General features: G+C 73.5%; 21 protein-coding genes and 1 riboswitch. Of the genes, 5 read left to right on the top strand and 16 right to left on the bottom strand.

Translation table 11 applies throughout. The features are described from left to right. Positions 1-99 precede the first annotated feature (99 nt). The 6 genes from ACWERV_RS09715 to ACWERV_RS09690 all read right to left on the bottom strand — a co-directional run bounded on the left by ACWERV_RS09715 (position 100) and on the right by ACWERV_RS09690 (position 8,217). Positions 100-1,419 carry a ricin-type beta-trefoil lectin domain protein gene (locus tag ACWERV_RS09715; protein WP_452930858.1) on the bottom strand — a complete coding sequence of 440 codons (1,320 nt, stop codon included), beginning with the start codon at positions 1,417-1,419 and terminating at the stop codon, positions 100-102. 232 nt (positions 1,420-1,651) lie between these two features. Then, positions 1,652-2,629 (bottom strand): lysylphosphatidylglycerol synthase domain-containing protein, encoded by a 978-nt coding sequence (locus ACWERV_RS09710; RefSeq protein WP_452930856.1) that lies wholly within the window; start codon positions 2,627-2,629, stop codon positions 1,652-1,654. A 370-nt stretch (positions 2,630-2,999) separates the two neighbouring features. Continuing rightward, positions 3,000-4,919 (bottom strand): ricin-type beta-trefoil lectin domain protein, encoded by a 1,920-nt coding sequence (locus tag ACWERV_RS09705; protein WP_452930853.1) that lies wholly within the window; start codon positions 4,917-4,919, stop codon positions 3,000-3,002. A gap of 257 nt (positions 4,920-5,176) precedes the next feature. Continuing rightward, entirely contained in the window at positions 5,177-6,202 is a 1,026-nt protein-coding gene (locus tag ACWERV_RS09700) for a LacI family DNA-binding transcriptional regulator (protein ID WP_452930850.1), read from the bottom strand. Between the two features lie 186 nt (positions 6,203-6,388). Then, the gene (locus tag ACWERV_RS09695; RefSeq protein ID WP_452930847.1) at positions 6,389-7,129 is read right to left on the bottom strand and encodes a class I SAM-dependent methyltransferase; all 741 of its coding nucleotides are present in this window, start codon (positions 7,127-7,129) and stop codon (positions 6,389-6,391) included. A gap of 89 nt (positions 7,130-7,218) precedes the next feature. Next, on the bottom strand, positions 7,219-8,217 hold the full coding sequence (locus tag ACWERV_RS09690; protein ID WP_452930844.1) for an enoyl-CoA hydratase/isomerase family protein: 999 nt from the start codon (positions 8,215-8,217) through the stop codon (positions 7,219-7,221). 134 nt (positions 8,218-8,351) lie between these two features. Further along, positions 8,352-8,454: riboswitch (ZMP/ZTP riboswitch) on the top strand. 21 nt (positions 8,455-8,475) lie between these two features. Between ACWERV_RS09690 and ACWERV_RS09685 the strand changes: the two genes are divergently transcribed. Next, the gene (locus ACWERV_RS09685) at positions 8,476-9,927 is read left to right on the top strand and encodes a glycine hydroxymethyltransferase (RefSeq protein ID WP_452930842.1); all 1,452 of its coding nucleotides are present in this window, start codon (positions 8,476-8,478) and stop codon (positions 9,925-9,927) included. Positions 9,928-10,030: 103 nt separating this feature from the next. On the opposite strand, the gene ACWERV_RS09680 is transcribed toward ACWERV_RS09685, so the two are convergent. Both ACWERV_RS09680 and ACWERV_RS09675 read right to left on the bottom strand, forming a co-directional pair. Continuing rightward, entirely contained in the window at positions 10,031-10,312 is a 282-nt protein-coding gene (locus ACWERV_RS09680; RefSeq protein WP_398179841.1) for a DUF4190 domain-containing protein, read from the bottom strand. A 73-nt stretch (positions 10,313-10,385) separates the two neighbouring features. Further along, positions 10,386-10,538, bottom strand: coding sequence for a hypothetical protein (locus tag ACWERV_RS09675; protein WP_398179843.1), 153 nt, complete (start codon positions 10,536-10,538; stop codon positions 10,386-10,388). Between the two features lie 103 nt (positions 10,539-10,641). Here ACWERV_RS09675 and ACWERV_RS09670 point away from each other — a divergent pair, with 103 nt between their 5' ends. The 4 genes from ACWERV_RS09670 to ACWERV_RS09655 all read left to right on the top strand — a co-directional run bounded on the left by ACWERV_RS09670 (position 10,642) and on the right by ACWERV_RS09655 (position 13,997). Then, positions 10,642-11,331: a TetR family transcriptional regulator gene (locus ACWERV_RS09670; RefSeq protein WP_452930838.1), complete on the top strand. Its 690-nt coding sequence runs from the start codon at positions 10,642-10,644 to the stop codon at positions 11,329-11,331. A 295-nt stretch (positions 11,332-11,626) separates the two neighbouring features. Then, the gene (locus ACWERV_RS09665; protein ID WP_452930836.1) at positions 11,627-12,736 is read left to right on the top strand and encodes an AraC family transcriptional regulator ligand-binding domain-containing protein; all 1,110 of its coding nucleotides are present in this window, start codon (positions 11,627-11,629) and stop codon (positions 12,734-12,736) included. After that, a complete protein-coding gene (locus ACWERV_RS09660; protein ID WP_452930834.1) occupies positions 12,733-12,918 on the top strand; it encodes a hypothetical protein in 186 nt (61 codons plus the stop codon). Before ACWERV_RS09665 ends, ACWERV_RS09660 begins: the two co-directional genes overlap by 4 nt. Positions 12,919-13,145: 227 nt before the next feature. Then, positions 13,146-13,997 carry a DUF6227 family protein gene (locus tag ACWERV_RS09655; protein WP_452930832.1) on the top strand — a complete coding sequence of 284 codons (852 nt, stop codon included), beginning with the start codon at positions 13,146-13,148 and terminating at the stop codon, positions 13,995-13,997. Between the two features lie 117 nt (positions 13,998-14,114). Here ACWERV_RS09655 and ACWERV_RS09650 read toward each other — a convergent pair whose 3' ends face one another. From ACWERV_RS09650 to ACWERV_RS09615, 8 genes are all read right to left on the bottom strand, one after another. After that, complete coding sequence (locus ACWERV_RS09650) at positions 14,115-15,059, bottom strand: carbohydrate kinase family protein (RefSeq protein WP_452930830.1); 945 nt, start codon at positions 15,057-15,059, stop codon at positions 14,115-14,117. 152 nt (positions 15,060-15,211) lie between these two features. Further along, positions 15,212-15,742, bottom strand: a complete 531-nt coding sequence (locus ACWERV_RS09645; protein WP_452930827.1) for a hypothetical protein — start codon at positions 15,740-15,742, stop codon at positions 15,212-15,214. A 243-nt stretch (positions 15,743-15,985) separates the two neighbouring features. Further along, positions 15,986-17,185: a glycoside hydrolase family 6 protein gene (locus ACWERV_RS09640; RefSeq protein WP_452930825.1), complete on the bottom strand. Its 1,200-nt coding sequence runs from the start codon at positions 17,183-17,185 to the stop codon at positions 15,986-15,988. A gap of 211 nt (positions 17,186-17,396) precedes the next feature. Further along, on the bottom strand, positions 17,397-18,299 hold the full coding sequence (locus ACWERV_RS09635; protein ID WP_452930823.1) for a carbohydrate ABC transporter permease: 903 nt from the start codon (positions 18,297-18,299) through the stop codon (positions 17,397-17,399). Beyond that, positions 18,296-19,192, bottom strand: a complete 897-nt coding sequence (locus ACWERV_RS09630; RefSeq protein WP_452930820.1) for a carbohydrate ABC transporter permease — start codon at positions 19,190-19,192, stop codon at positions 18,296-18,298. The genes ACWERV_RS09635 and ACWERV_RS09630 overlap by 4 nt, the downstream gene beginning before the upstream one ends. Further along, complete coding sequence (locus ACWERV_RS09625; RefSeq protein ID WP_452930817.1) at positions 19,192-20,535, bottom strand: ABC transporter substrate-binding protein; 1,344 nt, start codon at positions 20,533-20,535, stop codon at positions 19,192-19,194. Before ACWERV_RS09625 ends, ACWERV_RS09630 begins: the two co-directional genes overlap by 1 nt. A 9-nt stretch (positions 20,536-20,544) precedes the next feature. Continuing rightward, on the bottom strand, positions 20,545-21,981 hold the full coding sequence (locus ACWERV_RS09620) for an aldehyde dehydrogenase family protein (RefSeq protein WP_452930816.1): 1,437 nt from the start codon (positions 21,979-21,981) through the stop codon (positions 20,545-20,547). A gap of 246 nt (positions 21,982-22,227) precedes the next feature. Then, positions 22,228-23,439, bottom strand: a complete 1,212-nt coding sequence (locus ACWERV_RS09615; RefSeq protein ID WP_398179877.1) for an ROK family transcriptional regulator — start codon at positions 23,437-23,439, stop codon at positions 22,228-22,230. Between the last annotated feature and the right edge of the window lie 55 nt (positions 23,440-23,494).

The raw sequence follows: 23,494 nt of genomic DNA, 5'->3' as shown, positions 1-23,494 counted from the left end.
CAGGCATGGTGCATCGCGGGAACCATGCCTACACGGCCGGGGAGCGGAGTGCCATGGCCGGGCCCGGTGCGGCCCGGAGGGGGCGGGACGGAGCGGTGGTCAGCCGGTCACGGTCCACTTCTGGTTGGAGGCGCCGGTGCAGGTCCAGATCTGCAGCCGGGTGCCGTTGGCGGAGCTGTTGCCGGTGGCGTCCAGGCATTTGTTCGCCGCCGGGTTGACGATGTCGTGGGCGGCGGTGACGGTCCACTTCTGTGCGGCGGTGCCGTTGCAGTCGTAGAGCTGCACCTTGGTGCCGTCGGCGGTGCCGGCCGCGGTGACGTCCAGGCACTTGCCGAGCGCGCGGAGCGTGCCGTCCGAGCCGACCGTCCAGTTCTGCGCGGTGGTGCCGTTGCAGTCGTAGAGCTGGACCGCGGCGCCGTTGGCGGTGCTCGCGCCCGCGACGTCGACGCACTTCCCGGCGATGCCGGTGATGGGGTGGCCGCCCGTACCGCCGGTGCCGCCGGTGCCCCCGGTGCTGCCGCCCGAGGTGTCGGAGGTGGTCACGTGGACGTAGTCGACGACCAGTTGCTGCGGGAAGGTGGTGCTGCCGTCGGGGTCGCCGGGCCAGTAGCCGCCGACCGCGAGGTTCATGATGATGTAGAACGGGTGGTCGAAGACCCAGCGGTTGCCGTTCAGGTCGGCCGGGGTGCGGGTCTCGTAGGCGTGGCCGTCGACCGACCAGGTGATGGAATTGGGGGCCCAGTCGACGGCGAAGGTGTGGAAAGCGTCGGAGAAGCTCTGGCCGCCGGGCAGCGTGTAGCCCGCGCCGATGCCGGCCGAGCCGGAGTAGCCGGGCCCGTGGATGGTGCCGTGGACGCTGCCGGGCTCGAAGCCGACGTTCTCCATGATGTCGATCTCACCGCTGTTGGGCCAGCCGACCGAGCCGATGTCGTTGCCGAGCATCCAGAAGGCGGGCCACATGCCCTGGCCGCGCGGCAGCTTCATACGGGTCTCGAAGTGGCCGTAGGCCTGGGTGAACTTCTGCGGGGTCGACAGCCGGGCCGAGGTGTACTGGCAGGTGCCGTACCAGCACTGGTAGTTGGCCGGATTCTCCTTGCGGGCGGTGATGACGAGGTCGCCGTTGCCGTCGAGCGCGGCGTTGTGGGTGCCGCTCGTGTAGTACTCGCGCTCGTGGTTGTTGACGTTGTCACCGGTCTCGTAGCCCCACTTGGAGCTGTCGACGGCGCTGCCCGCGGGGCCGTTGAAGTCGTCGGTGAAGGTCGCGGTGGCGGCCGCGGGGGCCGCTGCCGGGGCGGCGGCGGTACGGGCGTCGGCCGGGGTGGCGGCCTGGAAGAGGGCGGCGGCCAGCAGCGCGGCCGCGGCGAGCAGCGGGAGGGGGTGGATCCGTCTGATACGTCGGGTGGGGGGTGTTGCCGACATGCCGGACTCCTCGGTAGGGGCGGCGGGACGCGGGCACGACGGGCGGCGCACAGGCGCAGCAGGTCATGCCCCTGACAGATGGACTGTCGGACTCCGAGCGGCCACGGGACGGCGGCGGCCGCCCCGGATTGCTTCGCTCACGTCTTAGTTCAGGACGTGATTTAACTGGCGGGGCGAAGTACCCGTCAATACTTGTGACGAAGGTCCGTACCAATAACTTCGCCCGTGCCGCTCAGAGTTCTCCCCGGCGCACCAGCACCGCCAGCACCAGCATGCCCGGGACCAGCGGCAGCCAGGTCGTGACCAGCCGGTAGCCGAGCACCGCGGAGGTCGCCGTCACACCCGACGCGCCCGCGGTGACCAGCGCGAGGGCCAGCGCGGCGTCCAGCGAGCCCAGCCCGGCCGGGGTCGGCAGCCAGCCCGCCGCGGTGCTCGCGAACAGGTAGGCCACCACCGCCCCGCTCACCGGGACGGGCGCGTGCACCGCGCGCACCACCGCGACCACGACCGCCGCGTGCATCGCCGGGAAGGCCAGCGAACCGCCCCACAGCGCCGCCACCCGGGCCCGGTTGCCGTGCAGCACCCGCACGTCGTGCAGCACCGAGCCGAGCACCTCGCGCAGCCGGTCGCGCAGCCGCCCCACGCAGCGGGTCAGCAGCACCCCGCCGCCCAGGACCGCCACCGCCAGGCAGCCCAGCACCAGCGGGTGGTCGGGCATCCGCGGACCGCCGCTGGTGACCCGGTGCAACTGGAGGGCGTCGGGGAACAGCAGCAGCACCGTGAGCAGCAGCGTCACCCGGCTGGCGACCGCGGCGCAGGCGCGTACCGCGAGCGCGGCGAGCGCCCGGGTCGGAGTCAGCCCGCGGCGCATCAGGAAGCGCAGGTTGACGGCGTTGCCGCCGACTCCCGCGGGCAGCACGTGGTTGGCGGCGGACGCGGCGAATTGGGTGGCCAGCAGCGTCGCGGGCGGTAGCGTCTCGACGACCGCGCCCTGCTGCGCGGTGGCCGAGCACACCCACGTCATGAAGGCCGCCAGGCACGCCACGGCCAGCCATCCGGCGTCCGCCTCACCCAGCCGGCCCGCGCTGGAGCCGATCACCGTCCATTTGCTGCTCACCAGCGCCGCGACCGCGACCACCGGCAGCAGCATCACCGCCGTCCGCAGCGACACGCGCTGCCGGACGGCCCCCTCGTTGCGGGCGATGGACACGGTGGACTCCTCGGCGCGTGGGGACACGGCAGCGTGGGGCGCGGCGTGAGGGCTGGGCGGAGCAGAGCGGACGGAGCAAGCGGGCAGGACCGTACGGATGCGCACAACCGGAGCGGATCGGACCCTCCTTCAGACTAGGCGGCGCGGGTGGCCGTGCCCCACCCCCACGCGGCCGGCCGGGTCAACGTCTGACAAACACCTGTTGACGGCTGGAATGCCCGGTGGACCCCGTTCCTATTCCGGCGTGCCCCGCACACGCCGGACCGCCGGGCCCGCGCGTGTCGCGCGGACCCGGCGGTCCGACTCTCTTCCTTCAGCGCGGCCGGCCGCGGTGAGAGGTCCGCAGCCGGCCGTTCAGGGGTTCAGCGGATCACGCGGCGGGCGCGTTCCACTGCTGGTTGGCAGCGCCGGTGCAGTCCCAGATCTGCAGCCGGGTGCCGTTGGCGGAACTCGGTCCCGTGGCGTCCAGGCATCTGCCGGACTGCGGGTTGACCAGCGAGTTGTTCGCCCCGCGGGTCCACACCTGGGAACCGGTGCCGTTGCAGTCGTACAGCTGGACCTGGGTGCCGTTGGCGGTGCCGGCCGAGCTGACGTCCATGCACTTGCCGAGCGCCTGGAGGGTGGAGCCGGAGGCGGTCCACTGCTGCGCGCCGGTGCCGTTGCAGTCGTAGAGCTGGACCGCCGCGCCGTTGACGCTGCTCGCACCGGCCACGTCGACGCACTTGCCGCCGTAGCCGGTGATCGTGCCGGTGTGGCCGGTTCCGGTGCCGCCGCCGGTACCGGGCGTGCCCGCCCAGGTGAAGGTGGCGGAGGCGCCGCCGGGCAGCGAGTAGGAGAAGTTCTCGTTGCCCCAGTTGACCCGCAGGGTCTGCGCCGAGGACGACTCGTTGTAGGCGATGAGCGCCTTGGAGCCGTCAGGGTTGCGCCAGGCCACGTTGCGGATCGTGGAGTTGTCGGTGGAGGAGATACGGGTCGCGCCGGGCTTCACGAACTTCGTGAGGTGGCCCATCGTGTAGTACTCGATCGTGTAGTCCACCTGCCCGCTGCGGCTGTCACCGTTGTGCACGGTGACCAGGCCGGTGCAGGTGCCGCAGCCGCCGTTGTGCGGGCCCATGTTCTGATCGACCGCGAGGCTCCACTTGACCCAGCTCTGGCCCCAGTTGCGGGTGTAGTCGATCAGGTTCTCCATGTCCTCCTTCTGCTGGTTGCCGATCCAGGTGCCCCCGGAGTGCTCGGTGTCGAACGCGGGCAGGTTCGGGTACTGGTTGTGCACCGTGGTCTGCTCGGAGACGTTGCCGCCGTAGCCGTGCCACGCGATGCCGCCGAAGTTGGGGTCGTTGCGGATCGACGCGTCGGTGACGGTGGGCGCGGCGTAGCTGTCGTAGGTGTCCCAGTTCCAGTCCAGCGCCAGGACCTTGGTGGGCAGGCCCGCCGCGTGCAGCGCGGGCAGCAGGTTCGTCTTGGTGAAGTACGCCAGGCCCGAGCCGTTCCACTGCGCCGACGGGTAGCCGGAGCAGCAGGTGGGCTCGTTCTGCACGGTGACGTAGTCCACCGGCACGCCCTGCGCCTGGTAGGCCTGGAGGTACTTGACGAAGTACTGAGCGTAGGCCGCGTAGTACTGCGACTGGAGCCAGCCCTGGCTGTAGGCGCCGTTGTCCTTCATCCACGGCGGCGGGGTCCAGGGGGTGCCCATGACCTTGACGTTCGGGTTGAGCTGGCGGGCCTGCTTGGTGAGCGGGACCACGTCCGCGAGGTCGTGGGCGATCGAGAAGTGCGCGAGCGTCGGGTCGGTCTGGCCGGCCGGCATGTCGTCGTAGGTGTAGCTGTTGCGGGCCAGGTCGGAGGCGCCCATCGGGTTGCGCAGGAAGCCCAGACCGATGCCGTTGACCGGGTCGAAGAGCTTCTGCATGACCGTGTTGCGGGTCGCCGACGACAGCGCCCCGCTGCTGTTCATCAGCCATGCGGCGGTGTCGGTGAAGGACGCGCCGCCGCCGGTGAACTGCTGGTAGGTGGTGCCCTCGTCCACCGTGACGTTCTGCCCGGAGCCGCCGGTGCCGGCGGCGAAGGACACCGCGGACTGCTGCTCCAGACCCTTGACGACGTTGCGGCCGCCGGAGTCGTTGGTGGTGGTGAGGTAGACCTGCACGCTCTCGCCCGCGGCGTGCGCGGACGTGGGGACCGCGAGCACCGGGACGACGGCCGCCGCGGCGGCGGTGAGGATCCCGACGGCGGTGCGCCGCAGCCGGGATGCGGTGGATCTGCCCGTGTGGGGCCGGGTTGCTGCGCTCATGAGTCGTTGCCTTTCTCGGCACGATGGCATGGGCCTGACAGGGTCAAGCGTGCAGCGAGGGGGTCCGCACGCTTGTTTCATCACTTGTTTCACGCCTTATATCGCGACGTGATTTAACTAGCGCGCCTCCCGCCCGTCAAGGGATCGCGACGGGGTCGGCGCCATGAAACACCATGTAACGCAGGCGACTCGGGCCGCGCACGCGAAGGCGCCCGCACCGGTGGGGTGCGGGCGCGGACGGTGCTGCGGGACGGGGGTCACGCCCCCCGGGGCGCGGTGCTGCCACGCGGGACGAGGGCGGGCGCGGGCAGCTGGATGTCCGGGACGGGGCCGCCGTCGATGAGCGAGAGCAGCGCGGCGGCGGCCCGCTCGCCGTACTCCATCACGCGCCGGCTGACCGCGGTCAGCGCCGGGTGCACCAGGCGGCACAGCTCGCTGTCGTCCCATGCGACGAGGGAGAGCTCGCCGGGGACGTGCACGCCCATCTCCTGCGTGACGCTCAGCGCGGCGACGGCCATGACGTCGTTGTCGTACACGATCGCGGTGGGGCGCGCCGAGCCCGACAGCAGCCGCCGGGTCGCACGGGCGCCCGCCTCGCCGGAGTAGTCGGTGTAGACGCAGGGCACGCCCTCCAGGCCCAGTTCCGCGGCGGCGGACTCGAAGGCCTCGCTGCGCTCGCGGGTGTGCACGAAGTCGGCGGGACCGGCGACCCGGGCGATCCTGCGGTGGCCCAGCGCCCCGAGGTACGCGAGGGTCTCGCGTACGGCCGCGCCGTCGTTGATCCACACCGACGGCACCCCGGAGGACTCCGCCGCGTGCCCGATCACCACCGCGGGCAGGCCCAGCTCCGCGACCAGGCCGAGCCGGGCGTCCTGCTCGCGCAGATCGACCAGCAGCACCCCGTCCACCCGGCGCTCGCCCCACCAGCGGCGGTAGGCCGCCTCCTCGGCGCGGGCGTCGTCGGTGACCTGGAGCAGCAGCGCGGTGCCGGTGGCCGCGAGACCCGCCTCGACTCCGGAGATGAGCTGCATGAAGAACGGCTCGATGCCCAGCACCCACGCCGGGCGGTCAACCACCAGGCCGACCGCGCCACTGCGCCCGTCGGACAGCGCGCGGGCGGCGCTGCTGGGGTGCCAGCCCATCCGCGCCGCGATCTCCAGGATCCTGGCCCTGGTCTGCTCCGAAACCCCCGCCTTGCCGTTGAGCGCGTAGGACACGGCGCCCTTGGACACACCGGCGGCCTCGGCGATGTCGGCGATGGTGGGACGCTTCTTGGGGCTCATGGGGCCTCGATACGGCGGACGGCCCGCGGGCCCGCGCGCCGGTCCCGGCTGACGGGCCTGCGGGCGGACTGACGGGTGATCGGGTGATCGGCGCCCATACCTTAACAACGCGGACGGCGGCCCGGCACGGCCGCCGGACCCCCCGTCCCACCGCACGCCGGGCCGCAGCGCGCGGTGGCCCCGGCGTCAGCCGCGGGTCGCGGCGATCTCCAGCCGCACGTAGTCGACGACGGGCTCGGCCAGGCGCGCGGCCACCGCCTTGACGAACGGCTCGCGGTCGTCCTCGGCCATCGCGTCCAGATAGGCGCCCAGCACGACGGTGGCGAGGAAGGCCTCCAGCTGCTCACCCGGCTCGAAGCGGGCCGGGTCGGGCCGCAGCTGCACCTCGACGTCGGTGAAGCCCGCTTCGGCCAGCCGCTGCCGGGTGTCCTCGACGCCGGCGAACTCCCAGGCGTCGCGCGCCTCGCCGGTCACCTCGGCGACCGCGGCGTTGACCGCCGCGATGTTGCCCTGGCCGCCGCACTCGGTGACCAGCCGGGCGCCCGGCCGCATCCGCCCGGCCAGCGAGGAGAAGAGGGCGGCGTGGTCCTCGATCCAGTGGAAGGCGGCGACGCTGAAGACGGCGTCCACCTCGCCGTCGAAGGGCAGCGGCTTCGTCAGGTCGGCGTGCACGACCTCGACGCGGTCCAGCCTGCCGGACAGCCGCTCGCGCAGCTGGTCCAGCATGCGGACGGATCCGTCCACGGCGACCACCTGCCCCTGCGGCAGCCGGTCGAGCAGACCCTCGGTGTCGCGGCCGGTGCCGCAGCCCGCGTCGAGCACCCGCTCGTCGCCGCGCAGCTCCAGCCGCCCCAGCGTGCGGCGGCCCCAGCCCAGGTGGGGCAGGGGCAGCGAGTCGTAGGTCTTGGCGTCCCATTCGCGAGGCATGCTCGGCCCTCCCATGGCCATGTCCCGCCGCGGCGCGGCGGGTTCGACAGCGACACTACGCGCGTTGTCCGTATAGTGACACCGCCATCTTACAATGTGGACTGCACGGGGGTCGACCAGACCGGCTTCCGGTCCTTGTCCACCAGGGCCGCGCGCACCCCCTCCTGGAAGTCCGCGCTGCCCGCCGTACGGCACGCCAGCTCCAGCTCACGGGCCAGGCACTCCTCCAGCGTCGATCCCGCACCCGCCCGCAACAGGCCAGCGGTGGCCGCGAGGCTCGCGGGCGAGGCGGCGTCGAGCAGCGCGAGCGTGTCCGCCGCCCACCGCGCGTCCTCGGTCTCGGCCGCCAGCCGGGCCCGCACCCGCGCCGGGTCCGGCTCGGCGAAGCAGCGGGCCACCGCGGCGGCGTGCGCGGGGCGCTCCGGGACGGGACGTGCGAAGCTGCGCAGGACCGCGTCCGGGGGTGTGCCGTCCGCGGTCAGCGCGGCCCGCAGGGCGGGCAGCTCGGCCGCGGGCACATGGTGCGTCGCCAGCCCGCAGGCCACCGCGTCCGGCCCGCCGATCCGCGCGCCGGTCAGGCCCAGGTACCAGCCGTAGGCGCCCGGCAGCCGCGGCAGGAAGTGGCTCGCGCCGATGTCGGGGAAGAAGCCGATGGCCGTCTCCGGCATCGCCAGCAACGCGCGCTCGGTGACCACCCGGGCGGACCCGTGCACCGAGATGCCGAGCCCGCCGCCCATCGCGTAGCCGTCGATGAGCGCGGTGTACGGCTTCGGGTAGCGCGCGATCAGCGCGTTGAGGCCGTACTCGGCGGTGAAGTAGCCCCGCACGGCGTCCTCGTCGCCCGACGCGCCCGCGGCCCGCACCGCCACGATGTCGCCGCCCGCGCAGAACGCCCTGGGCGAGGTGCTGACGACCAGGACGGAGCGGACGGCCGGGTCGTCCCGCCACCGCACCAGCGCGTCCGTCATGAGCCGCACCATCGTGAGGTCGAGCGCGTTGAGGGCCGCCGGGCGGTCCAGCTCGATCACCGCCGTGCCGTCCGCCCCGACCCGGGTCTGCACCGGTGCGGGCCCGTTGCTGCCTGCCATGCGGCTCCTTCCGCCGTCGCCTGCCCCCATCAAACACCGCCCGCCCTCCGCCCTGAGCTGCGGTGCCGCCCGCCCCGGACGGCGCGGGCGGCGCGCTCCCCCGGTGTGCCCGCCGGGCGGGGTTGGTAGGCTCGGGGCGGAGCCGTGACTGGCGCGCTGGGATGGGGTCAACCATCGGGGAGCGGCTCGACCGGAAAGATCCGGAAGATCGAAGTGCCGTGCGCCTGGGCCGTCCCGTTGACCAACCGGAGGACCGCCGTGGCCGCGCCCGAACAGCCGTACAGCACCGAGTCGATCGCCTTCCGCAGTGCCCTGGACGTGATCCGGGGTGTCGAGCCGCGTGTCGCGGACGCCATCGCCGGTGAGCTGACCGACCAGCGCGAGATGCTCAAGCTGATCGCCAGCGAGAACTACGCGTCGCCCGCCGTGCTGCTGACGATGGGCAACTGGTTCAGCGACAAGTACGCCGAGGGCACCATCGGCCGCCGTTTCTACGCGGGCTGCCGCAACGTCGACACCGTCGAGGCGCTCGCCGCCGAGCACGCCCGCAACGTCTTCGGCGCCTCGCACGCGTATGTGCAGCCGCACTCCGGGATCGACGCGAACCTGGTGGCCTTCTGGGCGGTTCTCTCCCAGAAGGTCGAGACCCCGGGCCTGGCCAGGGCCGGGGTGCGGCAGGTCAACGACCTGTCGGAGCAGGACTGGGCGCAGCTGCGCGCCGAGTTCGGCAACCAGCGGATGCTCGGCATGTCGCTGGACGCCGGCGGACACCTCACCCACGGCTTCCGGCCGAACATCTCCGGCAAGATGTTCGACCAGCGCAGCTACGGCACGGACCCGCAGACCGGCCTGCTGGACTACGACGCGCTGCGCGAGACCGCGCGCGAGTTCCGCCCGCTCATCATCGTCGCGGGCTACTCCGCCTATCCGCGGCTGGTCAACTTCCGCATCATGCGCGAGATCGCCGACGAGGTCGGCGCGACGCTCATGGTCGACATGGCGCACTTCGCGGGCCTGGTCGCGGGCAAGGTGCTGACCGGCGACTTCGACCCCGTGCCGCACGCGAACATCGTGACCACCACGACCCACAAGTCGCTGCGCGGCCCGCGCGGCGGCATGGTGCTGTGCGACGACTCGCTCGCCGAGCACGTCGACCGGGGCTGCCCGATGGTGCTGGGCGGGCCGCTGCCGCACGTCATGGCGGCGAAGGCGGTGGCGCTCGCGGAGGCCTCCCGGCCCGAGTTCGGGGCCTACGCGCACCGGATCGTCGACAACGCGCGGTCGCTCGCCGAGGGCCTGCTGAACCGCGGTGCGAAGCTCGTGACCGGCGGCACCGACAACCACCTGGTGCTCATCGACGTGTCGGGCTACGGGCTGACGGGCCGGCAGGCGGAGGCGGCGCTGCTGGACGCGGGCATCGTCACCAACCGCAACTCCGTCCCGCAGGACCCGAACGGCGCCTGGTACACCTCCGGCATCCGCATCGGCACCCCGGCGCTCACCACCCGCGGGCTCGGCGCGCCGGAGATGGACGAGATCGCCGGGCTGATCCACACCGTGCTGTCCGGGACGACGGCCGCGGCCGCGCCCAAGGGCGGGCTGTCGAAGGCGCACCACGTGCTGGACGCCGCGGTCGCCGACGAGGTCGCCAAGCGCGCGGCGGACCTGCTGTCCGGCTTCCCGCTCTACCCCGGCATCGACCTGAGCTGACGTGACGGGCGCGCCGGTGCGCGCCCCGCGAGGAAGGGTGAGGGCCCGGCCGTCCGGCCGGGCCCTCACCCTTTTCCTGTTCTTACCGCCCGGCGGGCGGGGCTCACTCGAACGACCAGAGCACCCCGTGGCCGGCGATCGTCAGCGCGACCTGGACGGCGACGCCGGCCACGCCGAGGGCGAGGCCGAGCAGGGCGCGGCCGCGGCGGCGGGTGCCGCGGCGGAGCGCGACGAGGGCCAGCACGATCGCGGCGGGGCCGAGCACGAGGTTCAGCACGAGCAGGCCGGGCAGGCCGAGCAGGAAGGACGCGACGGCCATGCCGTCGGCGTCACGGGTGGTCGCGGCCGGGGCGCCGGCCGGGACCGGATGGGCTGCGGAGTTCACGGTGTCCTCTTCCGTTTCCGTGGGCGGTGGTCGAGTGGGGGCGGGCGGCGCGGGGACGGCGCCGGGGCGGGTGTCAGCCGCGGCGGCGCGCGACGGCCTCGCGTACGGCGAAGGCGAGCAGCCACGCGGCGACGGCCGCGGACGCGACGCCGAAGACGGTGAGCGGCATGTGGGCGGCGGCGCCCATGATGACGCCGATGCCGAGCAGGAAGACGACAAGGGCCATACCGGCGGCACCTCCAGTCGGTCGGAGATTCGGAAAACAGTTGTTCACTGACTGATGAGTCTAGTAGTAGCGGGAGTCGGAGAACGGTTGTTTACTGAATGACATGAGTCACACGCCAGGGGTCCGGCAGGCCCAGAAGGAGCAGACCCGGCGGGCGCTGCTGGACGCGGGGCTGCGGCTGCTGGACCGGCAGAGCCTCAGCAGCCTCGGCCTGCGCGAGGTCACCCGGGAGGTCGGCGTCGCGCCCGCCGCCTTCTACCGGCACTTCCCGGACATGGCCGCGCTGGGCGTGGCGCTGGTCGGCGAGGCGCTGGGCAGCCTGCACGCGGTCGTCCGGGAGGTCATGGCGGACGGTACGGACCACGCGGCGACCGGGGACGGGACGGACCCCGGCGACCCGGCGGACCTCATCGACCGCGCGGTGGCGCTCACCGTCGCGTACGCCGACGAGCACCGCGCGCACGTCCGCTTCATCGCGCGCGAGCGCTACGGCGGGGTGCGCCCGGTGCGCGAGGCCATCGCCGCCGAACTGGAGCGCTTCACCGGCGAGGTGGCCGACGGGCTCGCCGCCCAGCCGGACTCCGCGGGCTGGCGGCCCGCCGAACTGCGGGTGCTGGCCGGGCTGTACGTGGACCACATGGTGCTGACCGCGGCGGCCGTCATGGAGGCGCCGCCCGACGACACGGCGGTCCGGGCCTCGATCGCCGAGACGGCCGCCCTGCGGATGCGGATCGTCAGCCTCGGCCGCCGCCACTGGCCGCGCGAACACGCGGGCGGCGACGGCGTCGGCTGAGACCAGCGGTACGGTTCACCGGCGCGGACGGTGGCCCATCCGCGCCGGCGCCCCTCCCCCCGGCACGCCCGCCCCCTCCCTGGCGCGGGCGTACCCGGTGCCCGGAGACACCAGTTCGTCTGATCATCGTCACGGCTCCCGCGGCCGGGGAGGACAGAACGCGCCAGGAGGCGGACGCGACGCGCCAGCAGGAGGCTAGGCTTCCGGAAAGTCCGGCGGCGCCGCGCGACCGCTCCCCTCCGGCCCGCCCGACGTCCGCACACCCCCCACGCCGCAGACTCGCGAGGTGCCCGGCATGCCGCCGACCCTGACGTCCCCGCCGCCCGCCGTGGCCGCGCAGAACGCCGGGCCGACCGAGAGCGTCGCCCTTCCCCGGCTGATAGCCCGCGCCGCCGCGACCGGTGACACGCAGGCCCGTTCACTGCTGCGCGCGGCGGGGCTGCCGCCCGGCGTGCTCGACGGCCCGGTGACCGCGCGCGTGCCGTCGATGCACCTGTACCGGCTGTGGACCGAGGTGCTCGGCCGCACCGGACGGCAGGACGCGGGACTGCTGACCGCCGCGGCCTACCGGCACGGCCAGTTCGACCTCTTCGACTACCTGTTCAGCACCGCGCCCACGCTGGGCGAGGGGCTGGCGGTCACCGGCACCTACCTGCACCTGCTGAGCGACGGCTCCGCGCTGGCCACCGAGGAGTCGGACGAGGAGGTGACCATCACCTACGGCGCGCTGCTGCCGGACAGCGAACTGCGCGGCCCGGTGGCGGAGTTCGTCCTCGGGGCCTTCGCCCAGGTGATCTGGCACAGCACCGGCGGCGCGGTCACCCCCGCGCGTGTCTCCTTCGCCCACCGGGCCCCGCGCAGGACCGGCGGCCACACGGAGCTGTTCGGCGGCGGGCGCCTCGACTTCGGCACCGGCGCCGACAGCATCACCCTGACCCGCCGGGCCCTGGACACCCCGCTGCCCGGCGCGGACCCGGCGCTCGCGGCCATCATCCGGCGCACCGCGGCGGCCGTCCCGCCGCCCCGGCCCACGGGGCCGCTGCCCGACCTGCGGCGGGCGATCCTCACGCAGTTCGCCGACGGCCGCCCGTCGCTGGCCACCGCCGCCCGGCAGCTCGCGGTCAGCCCGCGCACCCTGCAACGCCGGCTGGCCGAGTCCGGCACCACCTGGCGGGCGGAACTGGACGCCGTGCGCCAGGAGTTCTCCCTGGGCCTGCGGCGTACCGGAAACTGGTCGGCGCAGCAGGCCGCGGCCCGGCTCGGCTACGCCGAGGCCCGCTCGCTGCGGCGGGCGCGGAGCCGCTGGGGCGCCCGCGAGGACGGGCACCCGGCGGGCGGCGACGGCCCCAGGGCCGCGGAAGGCACCGGCGGACCGGCGACGGAGGAAGGGACGCAGCGGCCATGACGGCGGACGGCGAGCACGGACAGCACGAGCGCACCGAGGGCGGTGACCCGGTGTGCTGGCTGGAGCGGGTCTGCGACGAATGCGGCGCGCTGCGCGAGGACATGAAGGCCCCCCGCTGCGCCCGCTGCGGCACTGCCTTCCCCGGACCGGAGCCGGACGGCGCCCCCCACCCGGCGGACTGACCGCCGCAGACCGCCGCGGCCGTGCGCCCTGACACCTCTGACGCGTGGGGCCGTTGCGGCAGGAGCGCGGCGGGTTGCGTACGGGGCGCGCGGGGCCGGAACGTATCGCGAGAGGCGCGAAAATCGGCCGCACGCCCGGAAATGTCGGCGTTCGCGGGCGCAATCGGCAACGGTCCTACTACCCTGAGTCGCCGGGGTTGCGGTACGGCGGAGGCCGGGAGGACCGTATGGACGGCGAGGTCGCGGACACGGCGGAACCCGAGCGCGCGGGCGGCACACCCGCGGACCAGCTCGCAGGACTGCTCGCCCGAGCGGTCGGCGGAATCGAGGCGGCGCACGAACTGGACGCGTTACGGACCGCGTTGATGCACCACTGCGGCCTGCAGTCCTGCCGCCACGCCAAGGGCCCGCCGCGCCGGATGAACCGCCGGACCTTCCGGCACAGCTTCCTCATGCCGGACGGCGACGTGCGGCTGGTGTGGGAGCTGGAGCACGACACCCGGCCCGACAGGCTGCCGCACCGCACCCTCTTCACACAGCCCGAGGACCTGGCTCTCGCCGAGTGGGAGGTCGACCTGGCCTTCGGCGGTCCGAGCGGCCCGCCCGAGGTGCCCTACGCCGCTCTCGGCGGAGCACCGCGGGACACCGGCCCGGCGGACGGCCCCCGCACCGGTGTTCCGGCCACGGGCGACGCCGACGACGTGGACGCCCTGCTCGCCGCCACGGGACCGGAGCAGACGCTGCGGCGCACGTACACCGAGGGCGACTCGGCGGAGCACGCCCGGCGGCTGCTGCGCCGCGCCGCGAACCCGAGCGCGCCCGGCGACGAACTGCGGGCCCGGCTGCGCGCGGCCATCGCGCACGACATCAGCATCGTCACCCGCCGGAGCACCCTGGTGGCCGGCCGGCAGGTGTCCTGGTCGCTCTACGAGCACGCCTTCCTGCTGCTGGACGGCACCGAGCTGAGCCTGTGGGAGATCGACCACACCAGGACGCCGACCGGCAACCCGGTGTGCGAGGTCTACACCTCGCAGGACGCGGCCCTCGACACCGCCGTCCGCCGTATCGAGGCGGGCTGACCGCCTTCCCGAAAGGACCTCCCGGCGGACTCCCGCCGCCGTACCGGCGTCCCGGATCCCGCGCCGCCCACCCGGCGGGACCGCCGGTCCGCCGGTCCGCCGCCCGTGCGGAGCCGGTCAGCCCACCGCTGTGCGGGCCCGCGCGGCCCGCTCGACGGCCGCGGCCAGCTGCGGGGCGCCGATCAGCTCCTCGTGCGTGCCCGGACTGCCGCACGCGAAGGCTCCGGAGACCGCGCCCGCGAGTACGCACTCCTCCAGGGGCGCGCCGGAGAAACGGCGGTGCAGAAAGGCCGTCAGGAAGGCGTCGCCCGCCCCGTTGCTGTCCACGACGGGCCGCTCCGGTGCCACGGCGGGGAAGCGTCGCGGGACCGGCTCGCCCCGTTCCAGGACGTGACAGCCCGCGGCGCCGTCGGTCGCCACCACGAGGGAGGCACGGCCCTCGGCGAGGATCCGCTGCATGACCTCGGGTATCCGCTCCCCCACGGCCGCGGCGCTGAGGAAGACCAGATCGGCTCCCAGGGCCCAGGGCAGCGCGGAGGCGTCCTGGCCGTCCCAGGCGTGCAGGTCGGTGGAGACGGTGCGGCCCAGGCGTACCGCATCGGCGAAGACCGGCTCGGCGTGCGCGGAGCGGGATATGTGCACGTGCCGCGCCCGCTCGACGTGGGGCAGGTAGAACTCCCGCGGCAGCCGCAGGTCGAGCGGATGGCGGCCGTCGTAGAAGGAGAAGCGGCGGCCCTCGCGGTCGACCAGGTTGACACTGCGCGGGGTGCCGGCCGGAGCGGGCAGGTGGTGGAAGTCGAGCCCGGCCGCGGCGTACCGCTCCAGGATCATCCGGCCCTGCACGTCCTCGCCGAGGAAGTCGATGAAAGCCGTGGCCAGGCCCAGAGCGTGGAAGCCGAGCGCCACCCCGTTGCCCGAGTGCGCCACGTAGTCCCTGATCGGCGGGACGGAGCGCGAGTCGCCCTCCGGCACCGCCAGTTCGTCCACCAGCACGATCGTGTCGACGCCCGTACCGCCGACGACCAGTACGTCGTACGCCGCGCCCTCCGCTGCGACCGCCATGGCTGTGCTCCCCCCGCTTCCCGGCCGGCCTCAACCTGACCGGCCGTGCTGAAACTTACAGAAAGATCTTACCGAGCCGCCCATGCCCCGGCCAGGCCCGCGCCCCGCCCTGTGGACAACTCCCCCGGTCCCGCCGGAGCCAGGCCCCCGGGCTACGACCGGTGCTCGGACCGGCGCTCCGGCTCCGCGTCCTCCGTCAGCACCAGCACCGACATCCGGGACAGCGGCGGCACCGGACCCTCGCGCCCGGCCCGGACCCAGGCGACGGTCAGGGTCAGCCGGATCATCCGCCGGGCGGCGTGCAGCAGCAGGGCGGCGAGCGGGAGTTCGGCCACGGCGGCGGTGATGATCGAGACCGCCAGATCGCCGCTGTTCCAGTCCAGCACGATGTCGAACCACGCGTCGCAGCACAGCAGCGTCGCCGTGGCGACGGCCCAGGGGATGAAGATCTGCAGCCGGCGCCACGCGCACACCGCGGTGATGCCGAGCAGCACGATGAGCGCGCCGTCGAAACCCACCCAGGCGTAGCGCCAGTTGCTCACCGTCCGGTGAGTGGGCAGGCTCACGTAGAGATAGCCGATCCAGGGGATGAGGAAGAGAAAGCTTCCGGTGATGACGGCCAGCAGCACGCGGCGCATGTGGCGCACGTGCGGGTCGTCCGGCGAGGGCACCTCGGGCAGCATGCGGCCACTCTGCCCCATCGCCCACCACCGCACCGGCGGCCCCACGCCGGGAGGGCGGAGAGCCCGCCCGCCGGCGCGGTGCCGGCGGGCGGGCTCGTTGCGCGGTCCTCGCCCGAGGCTGAGGGCGGAGGAGCCGCGGCGCGCGGCCCGGGGGCGGTCCGGGGCCGGCGCGGGTCCGCCAGAGGTGCGGCGCGGAGCCGCAGCGGGGGCCGGGCCCGCCACGGACCCGGCCCCCGTCCCGGTTCAGTGCGGCAGCACCGCGGGGTTCGCGTTGTGCAGCAGTTCCAGCGCCTGCTGCGGGAACCACTTGCCGGCCGCCGGGTCCTGGTAGCCGCGCTCGGGGTCGTTCGGGCCGGCCGTGCCGCGGGTGCACTGGCCGTCGGACTCACCCGGGATCTTGACCCAGAGCTTGGCGTCCTGGAGCGGGTCGCCGGTCTTGAGGGTCGGGCGGGCGCCGAGGCCGCGGCCGGGCGGGTTGCACCAGTCCTGGGCGTCGGAGTAGACGCCGGACGGGGGTGTCCACGGGCCCTGGCCGTTGCGGCTGGTGTCTGCGACGTAGTGCTTCATGGCGGCGGGCGCGGTGTGGACGTTGGCGTCGAGCCAGGTCTGGGCGTCGTTGACGGGCCACCACTGGTTGGGGCAGGCCGCCGCGTCGCCGCCGCCGGAGACATAGGCGAGGCAGGACGAGACGAGCTTGCCGTACCAGGCGATCTCGCTGTCGGAGCGGTAGTTGGAGATGTTGAGGTAGAAGCCGGTGGCGTCGTCCACGCCGCCCGCGACGAGCCGCGGGACGATGTCGTTGATGCTGTGCCAGCCGCTGTGCCCGGCGTCGAGGTAGACCTTGGTGCCGGCCAGCGGTTCGAGGGCGTCCACGGCGTAGTGGATCTGGTCGTAGCGCTCGGCGGTCTTGGTGCCCTGGGCGTCGTCCATCCCGCAGTCGGAGGGGACGAGCGCGAGCGAGTCGGGCTCCAGGACCACGTCGGCGGGGCGGTTGCCGATGCCGGCCTTCACCGCGTCGATCCAGGCCTGGTAGTCGGCGGTGTTCGCGGCGCCGCCCGCGGAGTACTGGGCGCAGTCACGGCCGGGGATGTTGTACAGCGCGAGGACGGGCAACTGGTGGCGGCGGGCGGCCGCGCTCACGGTCTTGTCGACGGCGGCGCGGGTGGCGGCGGGATCGGTGCCGCCGTCGAACCACACGGCCTGCGGGGTGAGCGTCATCGCCAGCAGTCCGGCGGCGTCCTTGAGCTTCAGGTGCTTGGCGAGGTCCAGGATCTGCGCGTTCGCGTCCGCGTTGGCCGGCGGGGTGAACAGCGTGGTGGGGGCGGCTGCGGGGTGGCCGGGCGCGGTGGCGTGCGCGGGCACCGCGGCCGTGACGGCGGCGAGTGCGGCGGTCGCGGCGGCGACGGTGAGCGTACGGGTACGGGCGCGGGCGCGTGCGGTCATGCGGACGGGCTCCTCGGTACTCCTCGGGCACAGGACACGGTGACCGCCGGGGAGCGCTGCCCGGCATGGGATGGGAGCGCTCCCACCGGCGGTTGAAGGAATTAACTCCTCGCAGCACTACCGGCGTCAATCCCCTGTGCGGGCTTCAAGAAGTGAAGACCTCGAAGCCCGCACAGGGTCGGGGCCGGGCACAGGCGCGAGCCGCGGTCCCCTACTTGAGGGCCCCCGTCACCAGGTCGATCCGCCAGAAGCGCTGGAGGGACAGGAACAGGGCGATCACCGGCAGCACGGACAGCAGGGTCCCGGTGATCACCAGTGAGTAGAGCGACGCCTCCGCCGCGCCGTGCCGCAGCAGACTGTAGAGCCCGACGGTGAGCGGGAACTTGTCGTCGGAGGTGAGCATCACGAACGGCAGCAGGAAGTTGTTCCAGATCGCGATGAACTGGAGCAGGAAGACCGTCACCAGTCCCGGTCCCATGAGCCGCAGGCCGACCGAGACGAACAGCCGCCCCTCCCCCGCCCCGTCGATCCGCCCGGCCTCCAGCAGCGAGTCCGGCACGGCGGACTCCGCGTAGATCTTGCACAGGTAGATGCCGTACGGGTTGAACAACTGCGGCAGCAGCACCCCGACCAGGCTGTCGGTCATCCCCACCTTGGACAGCAGCAGGTACTGCGGCACCGCGAGCACGATCTGCGGGAGCAGCACCCCGGCGAGGATGGTGTTGAACAGCGCGGTCCGCCCGCGGAAGGCGTACTTGGCCAGTGCGTAGCCGGTCGCGGCCGACACCAGCGACGCCAGCACCCCGCCGACGGTGGCGTAGAGGAAGCTGTTGAACATCCAGTGCCAGAAGATGCCGCCCTGGTAGTCCGACAGGTCGCGGATGTTGTGCACCAGGCCGAGGTCGAGCGAGGGGGTGTAGGTGTCGGTCGAGAACAGCTTGGTGCTCGACTTGGTGGCCGCGACCAGGATCCACAGCGTCGGCACGACGCAGTAGAGCGCGCCGAGCACGAGCCCGGCGGTCGGCAGCACCGCGATCCGCCGCGGGCGCCGGGCCGCGCCCGGGGCGGCGGCGGTACGGCCGCGGGCGGCGGGGGCCAGGGAGGGGGCGGTCATGCGGACTCCTGCTGGACCCGGGTGTGGATGAGGCGGGCGGTGACGAAGGACACCGCGAGGGCGGCGGCGGTCAGGACGACGGAGGTGGCGGCGGCCGAGTAGATGTCGGAGTTGCCGAACGCGTCGTCGTAGATCTTCATGAGCGGCACCCAGGTGGACGACACCGCGTTGGACAGCGGCTTGAGGGTGTTGGGCTCGTTGAAGACCTGGAGCGCGGCGAGGACGGTGAACAGCGCGCACATCACGACGGCGGGCATCACCATCGGCACCTTGATGCGCCGTACGATCTGCCACTCCGAGGCGCCGTCGAGGCGCGCGGACTCGTACAGTTCGGCGGGCAGGGCGCGCAGCGCGGTGTAGATGACGATCATGTTGAAGCCGACCGCGCCCCACACCGAGACGTTGGCGACCGAGAAGTAGACCGCGACCTGGCCGAAGAAGTCGGCGCGGTCGCCGCCGATCGGGCTGGTGGCGGGCAGGTAGAGGAAGCCCCACATGAGCGAGGCGATGACGCCGGGCACCGCGTACGGCAGGAAGATCGTCAGCCGGGTGGCGCGGCGCAGCCGGGTGCCCTCCAGGTCGAGCAGCACCGCGAAGAGCAGCGCCAGGCCGACGGTCGCGGGCACGGTGATCGCGCCGAGCGCGAGCATCCGCACCACGCCGGACCACAGCTCGGAGTCGCCCAGGACGTCGCGGTAGTTGGCGAGCCCGGCCCAGACGGTGTGCGTTCCGCCGCCCAGCAGGCCGCCGTTGACCTTGCGGCGCTGGAAGCTGAGCAGCAGCGCGTAGCCGCCGGGGGCCACGACGAAACCGGCGAAGAGCAGCACGGCGGGCAGGACCAGCAGGTAGGGAAACCCGCTGGTCCGGCGCGCGGGAGGAACGTGGCGTGCCATCAGCCGACCGTGAATCCGAGCTTCTTCATGTCCGCCAGGGTCGCGCTCTGCATGCCGTCGAGCGCGGCGCCGAAGTCGCCGCCGGACTGCAGGGCCTTGCCGAAGCCGTCGGTGTAGCCGGTGAAGGTGACGGTGACGTCCGGGCCCCACATCGGGAAGCTGCGGGCGGCGGGGGCGACCTTCTTCACCTCGGCGTAGAAGTCGGGCTGGTTGGGGAAGAACGCGGGCGCGGCCTGGAGCACCGGCAGGGAGCGGCCCGCGGTCGCGGCGGGGTAGACGTTGATCTGCTTGACCTGCTCGGTCACGGCCGCGTCGTCGGTGTTGAGCCAGGACGCGAAGGCGGCGGCCTCCTTCGGGTGCTTGGAGTCGGCGGTGACGGTGGTCGCCGAGCCGCCCCAGATGCCGGTGGCCGGGTCGCCCGCGGTCCAGGCGGGCAGCTGGGCCACGGCCCACTTGCCCTTGGTCGCGGGGGCGATACCGCCGAGCTGGGCGGGGGCCCAGGCGCCGGAGATCCAGGTGAGCAGCGTGCCGTCGTTCATCTGCTTGTTCCACTGCGGGGAGAACGAGGGGTTCTTGGCGACGCTGCCGTCGCCGACGAGCTGCTGCCAGTAGCCGGCAACCTTCTTGGTGGGCGCGTCGTTGATGTTCACCTTCCAGGTGTCGCCGCTCGCCGACCACCACTGCGCGCCGGCCTGCTGGGCGAGCCCGGTGAACCAGCCCGGGTCCGCGGCGTCGAAGTTGGTGAGGTACGCCTTCGGGTCCTTCGCGCGCAGCGCCTTGGCCGTCGTCGCGAAGTCCGCCCAGGTCTTCGGGACGCTCAGGCCGTACTTCTGGAAGAGGTCGGTGCGGTAGAAGAGCATGAGCGGGGCGACGTCCTGCGGGACGCCGTAGACCTTGCCCTGGAAGACGGTGCTCCGCAGCGTCGCGTCGTCGAACTTGGTGACGGTGTCCTTGGTGTAGTCGGTGATGTCGGCGACCACGCCCTTGGACACCAGCGCGGGCAGCGACTGGTATTCGACCTTGGCGATGTCGGGGCCGTTCTTCGCCTCGTGGGCGGTGATCATCTTCGCCACGAGCTGGTCACCGCCCGCCGGGTTGGAGAGCTTGACCTGGATGTCGGGGTGGGTGGTGTTCCACTTCGCCACGACCTTGTCGATGTTGGGGTCCCAGTCCCAGAAGGTCAGAGTGACCTTGCCCTTGCCGCCGTCCGTCCCCCCGGGCTTGCCGTCCGCCTTGTCGCCGGAGCCGCCGCCCCCGCACGCGGCCGTGGCCAGCAGCAGCCCGGCCGCGAGGGCCGCGGCGGCGCTCGCGCCCGCGCGCCGTCTTCTCGGTGTCACGCTCATGGGGTGTCCTCAGCTCTCTGTGGTGGCGGGCGCGGCGGCCCAGTCGGGAAGGGTCAGTGGGGTGCGCTGGAGGCCGATCCACTGGCGCCGGGTGAAGCCGGGCATCTGGTTGTCCGCGCCGTGCCGGGCGTGCGCGTCGTTGACGTGCACCTCTCCGGCGTGCAGCTGCTCCGCGACGGACAGGCCGCGTACCAGGTCGCGGGTGAAGACCGAGTTCATCAGCATGGGCAGGCCGTTGGTGAGGGCCACCGCCTCCGCCTCGCTGTCGACGACGGTCACCGGGATGACCGGGCCGAAGATCTCCTCGCGGAAGGCGGGCATGTCCGCGGTGACGTCGGCGAGCACGGTGGGCCGGTAGAACAGCCCGTCGTACGTGCCGCCGGTCAGCAGCCGGGCGCCCGCCGCGAGCGTCGGTTCGACGATGCCGCGGTGCACCCGGTCGCGCTGCGCCTCGCTGATGAGCGGGCCGAGCGCGGTGCCGGGGGTGAACGGGTCCCCGACGGTGAGGGCGGCGGCCCGCCGGGTCAGCGCGTCGAGATAGGCGTCGGCGACCTCGCGCAGCACGATGTGGCGGCTGGCGCTGATACACGTCTGGCCCTGGAACTCCAGCGAGGCGATCATGGCGCAGCCCGCCGCGAGGTCGATGTCGGCGTCGTCGAGGACCACGAAGGCGTTGCTGCCGCCGAGTTCGAGCCGGATGTCGCGCAGCTCGCCCGCGGCGGCGCGCTCGATCGCCAGGCCGACCTCGCGCGAGCCGGTGAAGTCCAGCATGTCCAGGCCCTGGTGGCGGGCCAGCGGCCAGCCGGCGTCCGGGCCGTCGCCGGTGACGACGTTGAGGACGCCGGGCGGCAGCCCCGCGTGGTCGGCGGCGGCGGCGAGCACCTGGCCGCCGATCACCGGGGTCAGCTCGGCGGGCTTGAGCACCACGGTGTTGCCGAAGGCGAGGCCCGGGGCGAGGGCGCGCATCGCCAGGTTCATCGGGTAGTTCCACGGTGTGATGAGCCCGAGGACGCCCAGCGGCACCGCGCGCGACAGCGACAGCTTGCCCGCCTTGTACGGCGGCAGGATGTCGCCGGCGTTCTCGCTCGCCTGGACCGCGGACAGCGTGAGCTGCTTGATGCTCGTGCCGACCTCGTCCTCGGCCTTGGCCCGCACCCCGCCGGTCTCGCGCATGCTGAGTTCGACCAGGTCGGCGAAGTGCGCCTCCAGGTAGCCGCACATGGCGCGCAGGTACGCCGCCCGGTCCGGTGCGGACAGCGCGGCCCAGCCGGGCTGCGCGGCCCGCGCGGCGGCCACCGCGCGGTCGATGTCGGCGGCGCCGCCGCGGGCGTAGCTGCCGAGGGGGCGGCCGGTGGCCTTCTCCTCGACGACCGCGGTCGCTCCGGAGGCGGCGGGCACGAAGGCGCCGTCGATGTACAGCCGGCCGTCGCCGGGTTGGGAGGGCATACGGGCTCCAGGGTGCGTACGGGGAGGGTGGCGGAGCATCGTCCGCCCGCTTTTTCTGCGACTTAAACTAAGTAGAAGCGAATGGGGGGTCAACGGTCGTGACACAGAAATTTCCGCGATGTTGCCGCCCGGTGCGCGTGAACGGGCGCGAGCGGCACGCCCCGGGAGCCCTTCAGCCCGGGTGACGAGACGTCAGAAGTCCTGCGACATGGCAGGGTTGACCGGCCGGGCCGGGCCCGTCACGGGTCAGCGCCCGCCGGCGGTGAGGAGTTCGTGCACCGGCAGGGTCGCGGCCCCCAGCGCGACCTGCTCCGGGCCGAGCCGACCGAGCTCCAGCACCGTGCGCCCGGCGAGGTAGTCCAGGGTGTGGCGGCGCATCGCGTCGCGTACCGCGGGCAGCACCGCGGGGCCCATGGCCGCGCTGACCCAGCCGGAGAGGATGACCCGGTCGGGGCCGAGCAGGTTGACGAGGTTGGCGACGCCGATGCCGAGGTATTCGGCGGTGCCGCGCAGGGTGTCGGCCGCGGGGCCCGGCCGGGCCGCGTCGGCGACCAGGGCGGCGAGCCGCGCCTCGGTGTCCGCGCCGCCGCCGGTTCCGGGGCGGGCGGCGGACGGCTCCGGGAGGCCCGCGAGCCGCCCGTAGCGCTCCAGGATCGCGTCCGCGCCGACGTACGCCTCCAGGCAGCCGCGCGATCCGCACCGGCAGGGCGCGCCGCCGGACTCGACGACGGTGTGGCCCCACTCGCTGGTGGTGCTGGTCACCCCGCCGGGCGAGCCGGTGGCGACCGCGGCGCCGACGCCCACCGCGAGCAGGCCGACGATGGCCCGCTGCGCCCCCCGGCCCGCACCGCGCCACATCTCGGCCTGGCCCAGCGTGCGCGCGCAGTTGTCGACGTGCAGCGGGGCGGCGACGTGCGGGCGCAGCAGCGCGCCGAAGGGCACGTCGGACCAGCCGAGGGTCGGCGCGTGCACCAGGCCGTCCGGCAGCACCGCGCCCGGCACCCCGACACCGACGCCGAGCAGTGTCGCGGGGTCGGCGCCCGCCTTCGCGGTGACCTCCTCGACGCCGGCCCGCACCAGCTCGGCGAGCACGCCCGGGTCGGGGCGGCCCTCGTCCATCGGGTAGGTGGCGGTGGCGACGGTGTCCAGCGTCCAGTCGAACAGCCCGACCTGGACGTGCGTCTCGCCGATGTCGACGCCGACGACCTGCGCGTAGCCGGGCCGGACTTCGAGGAGCGTACGGGGCCGGCCGCCGTCGGAGTCCAGCAGCCCGGCCTCGGCGACCAGGCCGTCGGCGACCAGGTCGGTCACGACGTTGCTGACCGTGGCGGAGCTGAGCCCGGTGGCCTTCATCAGGTCGAAGCGGCTGGCCGGGCCGTGCAGATAGAGCCTGGTCAGCACCGATGTGCGATTGATGCGCCGCAGGTCCCGCGTCGTCCGGCCCACCTCACGTGTCACCGGGCTCCCCCTCAAGCTGTCGGTCCCGGCCATCCGCGCGCCTTGCCGGTCCCAC

This window comes from Streptomyces sp. NPDC004031 (assembly GCF_053604375.1).
The sequence above is the reverse complement of the archived record's forward strand: the minus strand, read 5'-3'. Positions and strand labels throughout refer to the sequence as shown.